The organism is Serratia sp. 2C06 (genome assembly GCF_050037615.1).
Lineage (GTDB): Bacteria > Pseudomonadota > Gammaproteobacteria > Enterobacterales > Enterobacteriaceae > Serratia > Serratia ureilytica.
In genome coordinates this window covers 2,938,001-2,952,957 of record NZ_CP188299.1, presented here as the reverse complement: position 1 = coordinate 2,952,957, position 14,957 = coordinate 2,938,001, and the positions used below count along the sequence as shown (strand labels likewise).

Below are 14,957 nucleotides of genomic sequence, written 5' to 3'. Positions count from 1 at the left end.
GCATCGCGGTTTGGCTATCATTAGAGCAGAATGACGTCTATGCGTACTGTACTGAATATTCTTAATTTTGTGTTGGGCGGTTTCTTCACCACGCTAGGCTGGCTTATTGCTACGGTGTTCAGCGTGCTGCTTGTCATCACACTGCCGCTTACCCGCTCCTGTTGGGAAATCACCAAGCTGTCGCTGGTGCCGTTCGGCAACGAAGCGATACACGTCGATGAACTGTATCCGGAAAAAAGCAATGCGCTGCTCTCCGCCGGCGGCTCGCTGCTCAACATTATCTGGCTGGTGCTGTTCGGCTGGTGGCTGTGTCTGTCACACATTGCCGCCGGTATCGTGCAATGCGTTTCAATCATCGGCATTCCGGTCGGCATCGCCAATTTCAAAATAGCCGCCATCGCGCTGTGGCCGGTGGGACGCCGCGTCGTCTCGGTAGAAATGGCTCAGCAAGCCCGTATTGAGAATGCTCGCCGCCACTATCAACAGCGTTAATTTTTTCTCCGTTTGAGGAGTTTTTCGTGCTCTCTTTTGCACCCGCAGTTCGTCGTTATACTTACAACAGCAATCTGCTGTATCACTTGCGCATCCTCATTGCGCTGATCGGCACCACCGCCGTTCCCTGGTGGCTCGGCATTCCCAAGCTGACTATCCCGTTAACGCTGGGCGTGGTGGCAGCCGCCCTGACTGATTTGGACGACCGCCTGGCCGGCAGATTACGCAATCTGCTGATCACGTTGGTATGCTTCTTTATTGCTTCCGCCTCGATTGAGCTGCTGTTTCCCTACCCTTGGTTGTTCGCGCTTGGCTTAACCACCTCGACCTGCGGTTTTATCCTGCTGGGCGCCTTGGGGCAACGTTACGCCACCATCGCCTTCGGTGCGCTGCTGATCGCGGTTTACACCATGCTCGGCACTTCCATGTACGATGCCTGGTATCAGCAACCGCTGCTGCTGGTGATCGGTGCATTGTGGTACAACTTGCTGACGCTGGCGGGCCACCTGCTGTTCCCGATCCGGCCGCTGCAAGAGAACCTGGCGCGCTGTTACGATCAACTGGCCAACTATCTGGATGCCAAGGCCAATCTGTTCGATCCCGACGCCGAACGCGCCGCCGACCTGCCATGGATGGATGTCGCGATGGCCAACAGCGCGTTGGTCGCGTTACTCAACCAGACCAAAGCCTCGCTGCTGACGCGCCTGAAAGGCGATCGCGGCCAGCGCGGCACCCGCCGCACCTTGCACTACTATTTTGTCGCGCAGGATATCCACGAACGCGCCAGCTCTTCCCACGTTCAGTACCACGCGCTCAGCCGGCAATTCCGTCACAGCGATATTTTATTCCGCTTCCAGCGTTTGCTGAGCATGCAGGCGCGCGCCTGCCGCCAGCTGGCACAATCGATCCTGCTGCGGCAAAAATACCAGCACAACCCGCGTTTTGAGCCGGCTTTCAGCCGCATTCAGGAGGCCTTGGCACGCATCGCCGAAACCCAGGGCAATAGCGAACAGACCAGGGCGCTGGCGCATCTGCTGAAAAACCTGCATGCGATAGATGCGCAGTTGGCCAATATCGAGTCCGAGCAAACGCTGGCGAGCGGACAAGCGGAAGAGAACAGCCTGGCCGACGATCGCTTAACCGGTTGGAGCGACATCCGGCTGCGCATCAGCCGCCATTTAACGCCGCAGTCGGCCCTGTTCCGCCATGCGATCCGCATGTCGGCGGTGCTGTGCGTCGGTTACGCCTTTATCCAGTTCACCGGTATGCAGCACGGTTACTGGATCCTGCTGACCAGCCTGTTCGTCTGCCAACCGAACTACAACGCCACCCGCCGGCGCCTGGCACTGCGCATCATCGGCACTCTGGCAGGTATCCTGATCGGCCTGCCAATCCTCTATTTCGTGCCTTCCGTAGAAGGGCAACTGGTGTTGATCGTCATCACCGGTGTCTTGTTCTTCGCTTTTCGCACCGTACAGTATGCCCATGCAACGATGTTCATCACGCTGCTTGTGTTGCTGTGCTTTAACCTGTTGGGTGAAGGTTTCGAAGTGGCCGCCCCGCGCGTTTACGATACCTTATTGGGTTGCGCCATCGCCTGGGCGGCGGTCAGCTTCATCTGGCCGGACTGGAAGTTCCGCCAACTGCCGGCGGTGGTGGATAAAACGCTGAATGCCAACTGCCGCTATCTGGACGCCATTTTGGTGCAATATCATCAAGGTAAGGATAACGGCCTCGCTTACCGCATTGCACGACGAGATGCCCATAACAGCGATGCGGAACTGGCTTCGGTCATCTCCAACATGTCAGCCGATCCCAAGGCCGACAAAGCGCTGCAGGAAGCCGCCTTCCGCTTGCTCTGTCTGAACCACACGCTCCTGAGCTATATCTCCGCATTGGGGGCGCACCGCGAGCGGCTTAACACCCCGGCCACGCTCGATCTGCTCAATGACGCCGTGTGTTACGTGGACGGCGCCCTGCATCAGGAAGAACGGAACAGCCAGCGCATTGCGCAGGCGTTGGAACAGCTGGCGGAGCGCATCAGCAAAGCCGTTCCGGAACCTGAAAGCAAAGAACAATTGGTCTTGCAGCAGGTGGGATTGGTGCTCGAGCTGCTGCCGGAGCTCACCGCGCTGCATGCCCAAATCAATAAGGCAGCCTAACTATTCAGGGCCCGATCGATGGGCCCTGAATAACCGGCTCATGCCCATGGCGGCGCATCGCCATCGTATGATCGAACCAACGCACTAGCTCGCTGCGTAATTCGGCCGGCAACGCCGCCTGATGATAACCGGCTATCGCCCCGCCCAGCGACAGCAGCACTCGTAGCCCCAAATTAGTCTGCTGTTTCAATAAACGGAGATAGCTGCGTTTGGCGCCATGCAGCCGTAGGTCATACGCGTTGCGAATGCCCGCTCGCCACAGCAGACGTTCCATATTGACGTCAATATTCGGCAATGCCTTCAGTCGGCCATGATCGCCAGCCTTAAGCCGCTGCTCCCGGCGCGCCTCCCTGACAGCCTGCCAGGCCAGCCCCACCAGCTCGTTGCGTTCCCGCCACAGCGACTCGTCAACCCAGTAATAGCGCAAGGTAATGGGCACACCGCGTTTGGAATAGACCATATTGACCATTCCGCGGGCGCGAAAGGCGGGTTCCATGCTTGCCGTAGCCCGCAAATACAGCTCCCCCTCCGCTATCACCGCAAACATGACGCCCTCAGCCAGCAGACCGTAACCGCCGAACTGCGACCGAGTCGTGATGGCCCCCAATGCCGCAAAGCAATTTTTAGCCTGCGCGATTCTTCTCGTCGACATCCTTTTCATAGCGTTCCTCCTTTTTAGGTTCTGGCCTTTAGGTTCTGGCCTTTAGGTTCTGGCCGTATTATTTCTCTCATCAATGAAAAAAGTAACGTGAACAACTAATTAGAAAAATACGCACTATCCGCCCGCCTGCCAATCACAAAAACCATCGGTACAAAAAATGATCGCAATTATGCGAGCCGCTACGAAAATTTGGGTTGATCTTATCCTAAATCAGGGATACTGTATAAACATACAGTAACACGACGGGCGGGAACTTTATGCGTACTCAATCACTCTACCAACCTCATTTCGGCCATGGCTCTTATACAACGCGCAATGTTGCGAAGAACACGGATGTCGGCAAAGAGAATGGCTTGATCAGTGAACTTGTTTACAACGAGCGCCAGCCCGCAGTGGCTCAATTGCTGTTGCCCCTGCTGCAGCAACTGGGCAAGCAGTCTCGCTGGCTTCTGTGGCTCACGCCGCAGCAAAAATTAAGCAAACAGTGGCTGCAGCAATCCGGCCTGCCGGTGGATAAAGTGGTGCAATTGAGCCAGATCAGCCCGGTGAATACGGTTGAGGCAATGGAAAAAGCGCTGCAAACGGGGAATTACAGCGTGGTTCTCGGCTGGTTGCCCGAGCTAACGGAGGGGGATCGTCTAAAATTAAGACGAGCGGCAGAATTGGGTAACGCATACGGGTTTATCATGCGTCCACAACGTGACATTAGCCCGACTCACGGACAGTGTTCTACCCTAAAAATTCACTCTTCTTTGTATCATTAAGTAAATTTAGGATTTTTCCCATCATTTTCGCACCCCGTAAAGGGAACCTTTGCGGGATAAGGCAAAAAGCTAGTCCGGCCGCGGTTCGGCAAGGAAAAACGCCCTGTTGATCGCCGCTTTTTTGAGCGGAGAATGTTAGCAAATATGTACGATTCTGCGTTTTTTTTTAGAGCCTTATCACATCACACTTGTAACTTTCGCGCCACGTTGTAGACTTTACATCGCCAAGGTTGCTCTATAACGTCAGAAAAACTGGCGAGTAACAAACGAGGGCTTAAACCTTGGCGAAGGAATTTAACCAAGGGCTTAAACAGCTTTAAAGCTCATTGCCTATTTGGATGATAACGAGGCGCAAAATGAAAAAGACAGCTATCGCATTAGCAGTGGCACTGGCAGGTTTCGCTACCGTAGCGCAAGCCGCTCCAAAAGATAACACCTGGTACACCGGTGCTAAACTGGGCTGGTCCCAGTACCACGACACTGGTTTCTACGGTAACGGTTACCAGAACGGTATCGGCAATGGCCCAACCCATAAAGATCAGCTGGGTGCAGGCGCGTTCCTGGGCTACCAGGCAAACCAATATCTGGGCTTCGAACTGGGCTATGACTGGCTGGGCCGCATGCCTTACAAAGGCAGCGTGAACAACGGTGCTTTCAAAGCGCAGGGCGTTCAACTGGCCGCTAAACTGAGCTACCCAATTGCTGACGATCTGGACATCTACACTCGTCTGGGTGGTATGGTATGGCGCGCAGACTCCAAAGCGAACTACGGCCGTACTGGTCAGCGTCTGAGCGACCACGACACCGGCGTTTCTCCGCTGGCTGCTGTTGGTGTTGAATACGCACTGACCAAAAACTGGGCTACTCGCCTGGACTACCAGTTCGTAAGCAACATCGGTGACGCAGGTACCGTTGGCGCGCGTCCAGACAACACAATGCTGAGCCTGGGCGTTTCTTACCGCTTCGGTCAGGATGACGTAGTTGCTCCAGTTGCTCCAGCTCCAGCTCCGGCTCCAGTTGTTGAAACCAAGCGTTTCACTCTGAAGTCTGACGTGCTGTTCAACTTCAACAAGTCTACTCTGAAAGCAGAAGGCCAGCAGGCTCTGGATCAGCTGTATACCCAACTGAGCTCCATGGATCCTAAAGACGGTTCCGTAGTGGTTCTGGGTTACACCGACGCCGTTGGTTCTGACCAGTACAACCAGAAACTGTCTGAAAAACGCGCACAGAGCGTTGTTGACTACCTGGTCTCCAAAGGCATCCCGTCAGACAAAATCTCTGCACGTGGTATGGGTGAAGCAGAGCCAGTTACTGGCAACACCTGTGGCTACAAATCTGGCCGCGCTACCAAAGCTCAGATCGCTTGCCTGGCACCAGATCGTCGCGTAGAGATCGAAGTTAAAGGTATCAAAGACGTTGTAACTCAGCCTCAGGGCTAAGTTTACTCGCCTAATAAAAAACCCCGCAATGCGGGGTTTTTTTTCGTCCTGTTTTTGTCAGAGCATTCAAGGCCTGGTGCAACGAAGGCGCTCTGCCCCGTTTATTTAGGTTCTTTGCCGAGAATCGCCTTCAGGTCTTCTTTCAACGACGACATCTGATTCGCATACTTCTCTTTGCGCTCAGCATCTTCGATAAGCTGCACGACGGTTTCCGACAGCGTCACGCCGCGACGACGCGCCAGGGCAGCCAAACGTTGCCAAACCAAAAACTCCAGATCGATAGATTTTTTACGCGTATGCTGGTGTTCTGCGTTAAAATGACGTTTGCGGCGGGCGCGGATCGTTTGTTTCATCCGGTTATCCAGATCCGGATTCATATGAGCGGCAATCCATGCAAGTACCTTTACCGGCTCATTTTCCAGTTTCAGCAGCTCGTTAACCGCTTCCTGAGCAGCGCTGTTTTCAATGTAGCGGGTAATGAGTTCCCCTTCCCGGTGCTTCTTCACCAGGTACTTCCATTTCCAACCGCTCTCCAGATTTTCCAGTTGCTGATATTTCATCTTGAGCTCTTCAGTGACCGCGTAACTTCAAATAAGCATAACAGCTTTACGCCGAATTTCCCCGGCAATTAAGCCGTCTTTTAGACTGTTTTTTGCACAGTCATCGCGCGATGTCAAACTCCCTGATGCCAACTGGCACTCCACATGTATCAAGCTGCCGTTATTCTTGTATAATCGCCCTTTCCCTTTTTAACGATTGCATCTAACACTTTGACCAATAACCGACTTGAATGGCAATCTTTATTGCCGGACGTAACGCCTTATCAGGCGATATTTGATACCGCCGCTCAGTTGGCACCCGTGCCCTTTTCCGCCATTCAGCCTCGGCTGGAAAATGCCCTGACGCTATTTTGTCACCCCCAATCGCCACCGCGATTCATGCTGTTGAAAGCGCAAGAAACGCGAGAATACCTGGAACTGATCGCTAACGCCGTCAAACCACTGCCGCCGCAAAACACGGCATGCCGCGGCAGCCACTATGTCATTCAGGATGGCAAGGTCAGCGTAGAGCCTGCCAGCCATGGCGATGAACCTTTCGCTGCCGGCGGTGCTTGCGTGTTCCAAGAGTGGATTGAACCGGAGCAGCTGTTTGGTTGCGTACGGATCCACAATGGCGACATCACTCTGCAGCCCGGTCTGGTGCACCAGGCCAACGGCGGTATTCTGATCCTGTCAGCCCGGGCGCTGCTGGCCCAGCCGTTGCTATGGCTGCGGTTGAAGCAAATGATCGGCCAGCGTCAGTTCCATTGGGTTTCGCCTGACGAAACCCGCCCGCTGCCGGTTGCTATTCCGCCGATGCCGCTGGATCTGCGGCTGATTGTGGTCGGCGACCGCCACGGCCTGGCCGATTTCCACGATATCGAGCCAGAACTGAGTGAACAAGCGGTCTATGGCGAATATGAAGACGATCTGCAACTGACTGAAGTTGATGATATGGCGCAGTGGTGCGGCTACGTCAACGGTGTGATCGCCGAGCGGCAGTTACCGATGTTGGCGGCCGATGCCTGGCTGCCGCTGATCGTTCAGGCGGTGCGTTATAGTGGCGATCAGGGCATCCTGCCACTCTCACCGGTTTGGCTTGGGCAGCAGTTGTCCGAAGCTGCACTGTACGCCGAAGAAGACCGCATTACGGCCAAAGCGTTTGAAGCGGCATTGAATGCCCGCGAATGGCGTGAAAGCTATCTCGCCGAGCGTATGCAGGATGAGATCGAACTGGGTCAGATCCTGATCGAGACCGAGGGTGAAGTGGTTGGGCAAATCAACGGCCTGTCAGTCCTGGATTATCCCGGCCACCCACGCAGCTTCGGCGAACCGTCGCGCATCAGTTGCGTTGTGCATCTCGGCGACGGCGAATTTACCGACGTCGAACGCAAGGCCGAGCTGGGCGGCAACCTGCACGCTAAAGGTATGATGATCATGCAAGCGTTCGTGATCGCCGAACTGGACCTGGATCAGCAGCTGCCCTTCTCCGCCTCGATCGTTTTTGAACAATCTTACGGTGAAGTGGACGGCGACAGCGCCTCGCTGGCTGAACTGTGCGCCCTGATCAGCGCCCTGTCACAGCAGCCGATCACACAACAGATCGCCGTCACCGGCTCCGTTGACCAATTCGGCAACGTACAGCCGATAGGGGGCGTTAACGAAAAGGTCGAAGGTTTCTTCGAGGTTTGTTTACGCCGCGGCCTGACGGGCAAACAGGGCGTCATACTGCCCGTGACCAACGTGCGCCACCTGTGCCTGCGTCAGGATGTCGTTGACGCAGTGCGCGAGGGACAATTCCACCTGTGGGCGGTAGAGAGCGCGGCGGAAGCCTTGCCTTTGCTCACCGGTTGCCTCTACTCTGACGAACAACAGCCGAATTTGTTGGCGGCCATTCAGGAACGGATTGCGCAGGTGAGCCTGCAGGAACGCCGTCGTCCATGGCCGCTACGCTGGCTCAACTGGTTCAACCACGGCTGATCGGACTTGTTCAGCGTACACGTGTTAGCTAACCTGCGTCCTTCATTAAAATAAGGCTTACTGAGAACATGGTAGATAAACGCGATTCCTATACGAAAGAAGACCTCGAAGCATCCGGCCGCGGCGAGCTGTTCGGCGCCGGTGGCCCGCCGTTGCCGGCGGGTAACATGTTGATGATGGACCGCGTGGTCAAAATGACCGAAGACGGCGGGACTCACAACAAAGGTTATGTGGAAGCGGAGCTGGATATTAATCCGGACCTATGGTTCTTCGGTTGCCACTTTATCGGCGATCCGGTCATGCCGGGCTGCCTGGGCCTGGATGCGATGTGGCAGCTGGTCGGTTTCTACCTCGGTTGGCTCGGTGGCGAAGGCAAAGGCCGCGCGCTGGGCGTCGGTGAAGTCAAGTTCACCGGCCAGGTGCTGCCGACCGCGAAAAAGGTAACCTATCGTATTAACTTCAAACGCGTCATCACCCGCAAGCTGATCATGGGCGTCGCCGATGGCGAAGTGCTGGTTGACGGTGAAGTGATCTATACCGCCACCGATCTGAAAGTGGGCCTGTTCAAAGATACCACCGCGTTCTAATCACGCTGACGAGAAGGCGGCCACTGCCTTCTCTCTAACGTTCTTCGCATGCCGTCATGTTCGACGTGATGGCATTTCTTTCTCTTATCCTTTCCCGGCCTTTCAAAGACTCCCGCCCCTCTTTTTAACCGCCGTTAGCATCATCTTATTATTCAGTTCTCATCAAAGAGGGTTAGGGCCGATAGCGAAGATGCGCTATCGGGCGATATGAAATATCGCATCACGCTGGCATTGACGCTGGGTGCTCCTTATTTCATCGCCCGACACCGAAATGCCTTCCCCCACCGCTCTCTGCCCTATGCTTACCCGAAGCGGCCAAAGCAACAGGCAGCCTGAAAGGCGGCCTCCCTCAATACCCGCATCAGTGCGATAGCGGTTTTTTTGCATCCGGTTATTCTCTTGCCCCTCAAGATCCTCTAACATGACTAGCATAGTAACTACAATTATTGTACTTAGTGAGAAAGGTATGCAAAAAACCCGCTTTAGCGACGCGCCTTGCCCCGTAGCGCGTGCATTGGATCGCGTGGGGGAATGGTGGAGCATCCTGATCCTTCGCGATGCTTTTCAGGGGCTGTCCCGGTTCGACGAATTCCAACAAAGTCTGGGGATGTCACCCACGCTACTGGCGCGTCGCCTGAAGGATTTGGTGGCCCACGGCATTCTGTATAAAGAACGTTATCAAACGCGGCCGGTGCGCTATCACTACCTGCTTACTGAGCGCGGCAACGATTTTCTCCCGGTGTTGGCGGCGCTCTCACAATGGGGCAACAATCATCTGACCGACGGGGACGTCAGCGCCCTATTGGTCGACGGACGCAACGATCGGCCGATCCAAGTCCAGTTGGTCAATCGTGATACCCAACAGCCGGTGCCGCCGCAGTTCATTACGCTGGCGCCAGGGCCGGCGGCAAGCGACGGCATACATCAACGCGCCGAACTGATGCGGCAGCGGCGCCTCGCCGACTTACCCGAATTTACCAAGGAGCCATCATGAGCAATCGTCGTATCGTCATTACCGGCATGGGCGCCGTTTCACCGCTAGGGTGCGGTGTTGAAGCCATCTGGCAACGTTTGTTAAAAGGAGAATCCGGCATTCGAGCGTTGCCTGACGAGATCGTTGCAGATTTACCGGTCAAGGTCGGAGGACAGGTCCCGGCGCTGGCGCAGGATGCTGAAGCGGGCTTCAACCCCGACGCCTCCGTCGCCCCCAAGGACCAAAAGAAAATGGACCGCTTTATCCTGTTTGCTATGGCGGCGGCGGACGAAGCCATTCGTCAGGCCGGCTGGATAGCCGATACGGACGAAAAACAAGAGCGCACAGCCACCGTCATTGCCTCGGGTATTGGCGGTTTCCCGGCGATTGCCCAGGCGGTGCGCACAACCGACAGCCGCGGCGCCAAGCGGCTGTCGCCGTTCACCATCCCCTCATTCCTGGTCAATCTGGCGGCCGGCCACGTTTCAATCAAACACCACTTCAAAGGGCCGATTGGCGCGCCGGTCACCGCCTGTGCCGCCGGCGTGCAAGCCATTGGCGACGCAGTGCGTATGATCCGCAATGATGAAGCCGATATCGCCGTGTGCGGCGGTACCGAAGCCGCTATAGATACCGTCAGCCTGGGCGGGTTCGCCGCCGCGCGCGCCATGTCCACCGCTCCGGCCGAATTGGCGCAACAGGCCTCTCGGCCCTTCGATAGCGCCCGGGACGGATTTGTCATGGGGGAAGGCGCCGGCATGCTGGTCATTGAAACGCTGGAACACGCACTGGCGCGCGGCGCCACCCCGCTCGCGGAAATCGTCGGCTACGGCACCAGCGGCGACGCCTACCATATGACATCCGGCGCTGAAGACGGCAACGGCGCCTATCGGGCGATGAAAATCGCGTTGAAGCAGGCGAACGTCGTTCCCGAGGAGGTACAGCATTTAAATGCTCACGCGACGTCGACACCCGTAGGGGATTTGGGCGAAATCAACGCCATCAAACACCTGTTTGGCACGGCCGGGACTGTCGCCGTGACCTCAACAAAATCAGCGACGGGGCACCTGCTGGGCGCCGCGGGCGGGCTGGAAACCATCTTTACCGCCTTGGCTCTGCGCGATCAGATAGCCCCTGCCACGCTAAATCTGGATAACCCCGATCCGGCGGCGGCAGGTTTGCATCTGGTCGCGAAACAGGCGGAATCGATGGACATGACCTACGCCTTATCAAACGGCTTCGGCTTTGGCGGCGTGAATGCGAGTATTTTGTTGAAACGCTGGCGGGATGAATAAGCGCCTGAAACAAAAACCTCCGCCAAGGGGCGGAGGTTATTCCTTTTATTTGACAGGGAGCCGCTTAAGCGGTCACAGCCCTGTCTTCCATGGCTTCTCGCCAACCTCCCAGCCATTGAGACCGGGCGTCCACTGATGATTGGTAGGGACAATGTTCCCTGGAACGCCCTAAAATACCTGCCTGATACCCTCTCGAATGCGCCCTTTCCAGACGATCGCGTTTCTGTCTCTTCATGCCTCGTTTCCCTCATTTTGGTCTGGTGGAAAGAAAACAATGGCTGCTTTTTGCGCAGCCACGAGTAATCAATAGCGCTAAAAGAAGAGAAGATCAATGCGCAAAATTCACGCCAATGTCATATTTGTGAGCTACGCCCGAGGAAAATGCTAAGTGGCTGATCTGCAGAGGAAGGAGTTAACCAATTGAAATGAAATAGAAATCCCTGCCAGCGAGAAAAAACGACTTTTCACGCCGACAGGGATTAGACGATTTTAGACCAAATTATGACTAAATGCCGCCCATCTGTGCTGCGATAGCCTGGGCTTCCTGCTGCCACCCCTGCGCCAGAGTGCGCACCAGGGCATCATAGCCGTCTTCACCCTGTTTCAGCTCCAGGCTGAAAGGCCTTTTGATCAAACGCCCCTGGCGGTTCAGCACCCACTCGCCGCGAATGATCGCTTTCCCGTCAAAGCGGCCGTGGAAGCCGCTGATGGTCACGTTCAGCACATCCTGCTCGCTGCTCATCGGCTGCGAAGAGACCACCCACCCCGGCAGCGCGCTGCTGAGGTTGGTGACCAGCGTTTGCTGCAGCTGCTGATCGAGCGGGCTGGCCCACAGGTTGTTCTGGGCTATCACATACTGCACGTCGTTGGTCTGATACACCACGCCGCTCTGCGCCAGATAATCCGCCACGCTCACGTGCTCCAGCCACAGCTGGCGCGTGGAGGCGCCGCTGCTGCCGGCCGCGGCCGGCGCGCCCAGCGCCGGCAACTGATAGTAAGTCTTCTGTGGCGAACTGCTGCAGGCGCTGAGCAACAGCGCCAGGGCTACCGGGATCCATTTCATCATTTCGTGGCCTTCTTCGGCTGAGGGTCATTGCTGCCGGCGGCTTCAAACACCAGCGCGTTGCTCTTCTCATTCAGGGTGCGCAACACCGGTTGCAGCTCACGCAAGACCTGATCGAGACGCTGCATGTCGCCCACCATCTTGTTGTAAGCCGGTGAACCAGGCTGGAACCCTTTCATGCTGCGGTTCAGCTCCAGCAGCGTTTTCTGCATGTCCTGCGGCAGCGCCTGCATCTCTTTGCTGGCGATGATGTCGTTCAACGACTTCATGGTCTGCTGCGTCGACTTCATGGTTTTCTGGCTTTCCGCCAGCGTCTTGGTCGCTTCGCTGATCATCGGATTGATCGGCATCGAATTAATCTTATCCAACGTCTGCATCAGCTTCTGCTGGATCTGCGCCAGACCGCCGCTGGTGGTCGGCATCAGCGGATAACCGAACAGCTCGCGCGGCCCTTTCCACGGTTTTTCCTGCGGATAGAAGTCGAGATCGATGTACAGCGAACCGGTCAGCAGGTTGGCGGACTTCATCGAGGCGCGCATGCCGCGGGATTCCGCATCTTTCAAGTGCCCTTCAATATCGAAGTTGCCGCCCAGCTGTTTCTGGAAGCGATCCGGCTCGATGCGGATCAGCACCGGAATGCGGTAGTCGTTATCCAGACGCTGCGCCATGCCGTCTTTATAGAACGGCACCTGCGCCACCGTCCCCAGACGGATGCCGCGGAACTCGACCGGCGCGCCCGGCTGCAGGCCGCGTACCGAATCGGAGAAGAACAGCAGGTAGTCTTTATGCACGGTATACAGCGAATCCTGCGTGCTGCGCTGGTTGTCGAACAGCCGGTACTCCGCTTTCTCTTTCGCCTGTTCACCGCGATCCCAGCCGTCCGGCACATCGAAGCTGACGCCGCCGCTGAACAGCGTGGTCAACGAGCCCATCTCCACCCGCATGCCCTGTGCCGACATGTCAAACGCCACGCCGCTGTCTTTCCAGAAGCGCACGTTGGTGGTGACCAACTGATCGTAAGGCGCAGTGATGAACAGCTGATAGCGCATGGCGCGCTCTTTAGGATCGAAGTAGCTGGTTTCCACCGACCCGACGCGATAGCCGCGGAACAGCACCGGATCGCCGGCGTTGAGCTGGCCTGACTTCTCGCTGTCCAGCACGATGCGCAACCCTTTGGCGTCCGGAGAGGCCAGCGGCGGCGCATCGAGCAGTTGATAGTTGTCTTTGCCGTCTTTGCCTTTGTTGCCCGGCTGCAGTTCGATATAGGCGCCGGAGAGCAGCGTGCCCAGCCCGGAGACGCCTTCACGGCCGATCTGCGGCTTCACCACCCAGAAGGCGGAATCCTGGCGCAGCAATTTCTCCATGCCGGAATTGAGACGCGCCTGCACCATCACCTTGCTCAGGTCATCGCTCAACGTGACGGTTTCCACCACGCCGACGTCAACGCTGCGGCTTTTGATTTTGGTTTTACCCGCTTCCAGCCCTTCCGCCGTCGTGGTCACCAGCGTCACCACCGGCCCCTGATGGCTGAAGTGGTAAAACAGGATCCAGGCGCCGATCAGCGCGGTCACGATGGGAATGATCCACACCGGCGACCAGCGTTTGATCTTCTCGACGTCCGCGACGCTATGATTATTTTCCGTCACCTTGCGGCTCCTTGTTTATTGTTTCACTTGCGCGATCCCAGGTCAGCCGGGGATCAAATGTCATGGCGGCGAACATGGTGAGGATCACCACCAGCGCGAACAGCACGGCGCCCGTCGCGGGATAAATGCTCATCAACTGCCCCATTCGCACCAACGCCGACAACACGGCGATCACAAACACGTCGATCATTGACCAACGACCAACGAATTCGACCACTTCATAAATCAGATGCATACGCTCGCTGTCGGCGCGCGGTTTCTTCCTGCCGTTCGCATCCCAGCACAGCCAACCGATCGCCAACATTTTCAGCGACGGCACCATGATACTGGCGATGAAAATCACCATCGCTACCGGATAAGAGCCGTCCCCCCACAGCAGGATCACCCCCGCCATGATGGTGGAATTCATCTTGTTACCCAGCGCCTCGGTCACCATGATGGGCATCAGGTTGGCCGGAATATACAGCATGACAGAGGTCACCAGCAGCGCCTGCGTCCACTGCAGGCTGTGGCGGCGACGCACGTAGCCCTTGGTGTGGCAGCGCGGGCAGCGCACCTGATCGGCCGGCAGGATCGCCGTGCAGCACGCGCAGGAGCGCACGCCCTGGCGCATGCCGGTGCGCCCCACCGTCAGCGGGCGATTAAGCCGCGGCGCCGGTTCGATATCCTGCCACAGCCAGCGCCGATCCACGCACTGGAAAGCGCGCACCTGCAGCAGACAGAACAGGCAGTAAGGCACGAAGCTGCTGCCGATGCCGATGTCGCCGTAGGCCATCAGCTTGACGAAGCTGACCAGCACCCCGGCGAGGAAAATTTCCACCATGCACCAGGTCTTGAACTGGAACAGCACCCGGGCCATCCACTCTTTGAGACCCAGCGGCAAGCGCACCCTGGCGCACAGCAGGATGATCGCCACCATGCAAAACGCCGGGATCAGCTGCACGAACACCATAAACAAGGTGGCCATGCTGGCGTAGTCTTCCGCCACCATGACTTCCGGGATTTGGATCAGCCGGATTTCGTTGCCGAGGCCGGCGACGCGCATGTTGATAAACGGGAAAATGTTGGCCAGCACCAGCATGAACAAGGCGCTGAGCGCGTAACCGATCGGCCGCTTGCGCGGCTCGTCCCAGCGGGCGCTGAGCGTGGTTTTGCAGCGCGGGCATACCGCTTTGCTGCCATAGGCCAGCGGCGGCAGCGCCACCAGCATGTCGCACTGCGGGCACAGCATCAGGTTATCCTGCTGCGCCGCCGAGGGTGCGGAATGACTATGCTGCTGATGATTGTTGTGGGAACACACCATATTCCTCCTAAATAACGTTGCTCACCGGCACGTCGATACCGCCCGCAGCAGCG

At 56.9% G+C, this 14,957-nt stretch carries 14 protein-coding genes; 8 read left to right on the top strand and 6 right to left on the bottom strand.

Annotation, left to right across the window (positions count from 1 at the left end; all coding sequences use genetic code 11):
* The first annotated feature begins 39 nt into the window (after nt 1-39).
* Together ACP3TA_RS14475 and yccS are read left to right on the top strand one after the other, a co-directional pair.
* Nucleotides 40-492 (top strand): YccF domain-containing protein, encoded by a 453-nt coding sequence (locus tag ACP3TA_RS14475; RefSeq protein WP_025302313.1) that lies wholly within the window; start codon nt 40-42, stop codon nt 490-492.
* Between the two features lie 26 nt (nt 493-518).
* Complete coding sequence (yccS, locus tag ACP3TA_RS14470; protein ID WP_103101158.1) at nt 519-2,654, top strand: YccS family putative transporter; 2,136 nt, start codon at nt 519-521, stop codon at nt 2,652-2,654.
* Nucleotides 2,655-2,658: 4 nt separating this feature from the next.
* On the opposite strand, the gene ACP3TA_RS14465 is transcribed toward yccS, so the two are convergent.
* A complete protein-coding gene (locus ACP3TA_RS14465; RefSeq protein WP_046686788.1) occupies nt 2,659-3,315 on the bottom strand; it encodes a TfoX/Sxy family DNA transformation protein in 657 nt (218 codons plus the stop codon).
* Between the two features lie 257 nt (nt 3,316-3,572).
* On the opposite strand from ACP3TA_RS14465, the gene sulA reads away from it, so the two are divergent.
* Both sulA and ompA read left to right on the top strand, forming a co-directional pair.
* On the top strand, nt 3,573-4,079 hold the full coding sequence (gene sulA / locus ACP3TA_RS14460) for an SOS-induced cell division inhibitor SulA (RefSeq protein WP_241440476.1): 507 nt from the start codon (nt 3,573-3,575) through the stop codon (nt 4,077-4,079).
* A 356-nt stretch (nt 4,080-4,435) separates the two neighbouring features.
* Nucleotides 4,436-5,518 carry a porin OmpA gene (gene ompA / locus ACP3TA_RS14455; RefSeq protein ID WP_033644244.1) on the top strand — a complete coding sequence of 361 codons (1,083 nt, stop codon included), beginning with the start codon at nt 4,436-4,438 and terminating at the stop codon, nt 5,516-5,518.
* A gap of 101 nt (nt 5,519-5,619) precedes the next feature.
* On the opposite strand, the gene matP is transcribed toward ompA, so the two are convergent.
* Nucleotides 5,620-6,078 (bottom strand): macrodomain Ter protein MatP, encoded by a 459-nt coding sequence (gene matP / locus ACP3TA_RS14450; RefSeq protein WP_033642591.1) that lies wholly within the window; start codon nt 6,076-6,078, stop codon nt 5,620-5,622.
* 210 nt (nt 6,079-6,288) lie between these two features.
* Between matP and ACP3TA_RS14445 the strand changes: the two genes are divergently transcribed.
* The 4 genes from ACP3TA_RS14445 to fabF all read left to right on the top strand — a co-directional run bounded on the left by ACP3TA_RS14445 (nt 6,289) and on the right by fabF (nt 10,892).
* Entirely contained in the window at nt 6,289-8,037 is a 1,749-nt protein-coding gene (locus ACP3TA_RS14445) for an AAA family ATPase (RefSeq protein ID WP_206196411.1), read from the top strand.
* Nucleotides 8,038-8,105: 68 nt separating this feature from the next.
* Nucleotides 8,106-8,624, top strand: coding sequence for a bifunctional 3-hydroxydecanoyl-ACP dehydratase/trans-2-decenoyl-ACP isomerase (fabA, locus tag ACP3TA_RS14440; protein WP_004928144.1), 519 nt, complete (start codon nt 8,106-8,108; stop codon nt 8,622-8,624).
* A 466-nt stretch (nt 8,625-9,090) separates the two neighbouring features.
* The gene (locus tag ACP3TA_RS14435; protein WP_033642590.1) at nt 9,091-9,618 is read left to right on the top strand and encodes a winged helix-turn-helix transcriptional regulator; all 528 of its coding nucleotides are present in this window, start codon (nt 9,091-9,093) and stop codon (nt 9,616-9,618) included.
* On the top strand, nt 9,615-10,892 hold the full coding sequence (gene fabF / locus ACP3TA_RS14430) for a beta-ketoacyl-ACP synthase II (protein ID WP_060659699.1): 1,278 nt from the start codon (nt 9,615-9,617) through the stop codon (nt 10,890-10,892). Before ACP3TA_RS14435 ends, fabF begins: the two co-directional genes overlap by 4 nt.
* Before the next feature lie 64 nt (nt 10,893-10,956).
* On the opposite strand, the gene rmf is transcribed toward fabF, so the two are convergent.
* From rmf to pqiA, 4 genes are all read right to left on the bottom strand, one after another.
* Nucleotides 10,957-11,127: a ribosome modulation factor gene (gene rmf / locus ACP3TA_RS14425; RefSeq protein ID WP_004928150.1), complete on the bottom strand. Its 171-nt coding sequence runs from the start codon at nt 11,125-11,127 to the stop codon at nt 10,957-10,959.
* Nucleotides 11,128-11,397: 270 nt separating this feature from the next.
* The gene (gene pqiC, locus ACP3TA_RS14420) at nt 11,398-11,958 is read right to left on the bottom strand and encodes a membrane integrity-associated transporter subunit PqiC (RefSeq protein ID WP_206196412.1); all 561 of its coding nucleotides are present in this window, start codon (nt 11,956-11,958) and stop codon (nt 11,398-11,400) included.
* Nucleotides 11,955-13,601: an intermembrane transport protein PqiB gene (gene pqiB, locus ACP3TA_RS14415; protein ID WP_033642587.1), complete on the bottom strand. Its 1,647-nt coding sequence runs from the start codon at nt 13,599-13,601 to the stop codon at nt 11,955-11,957. The genes pqiC and pqiB overlap by 4 nt, the downstream gene beginning before the upstream one ends.
* Nucleotides 13,588-14,901 carry a membrane integrity-associated transporter subunit PqiA gene (gene pqiA, locus ACP3TA_RS14410; protein ID WP_426784644.1) on the bottom strand — a complete coding sequence of 438 codons (1,314 nt, stop codon included), beginning with the start codon at nt 14,899-14,901 and terminating at the stop codon, nt 13,588-13,590. The genes pqiB and pqiA overlap by 14 nt, the downstream gene beginning before the upstream one ends.
* Between the last annotated feature and the right edge of the window lie 56 nt (nt 14,902-14,957).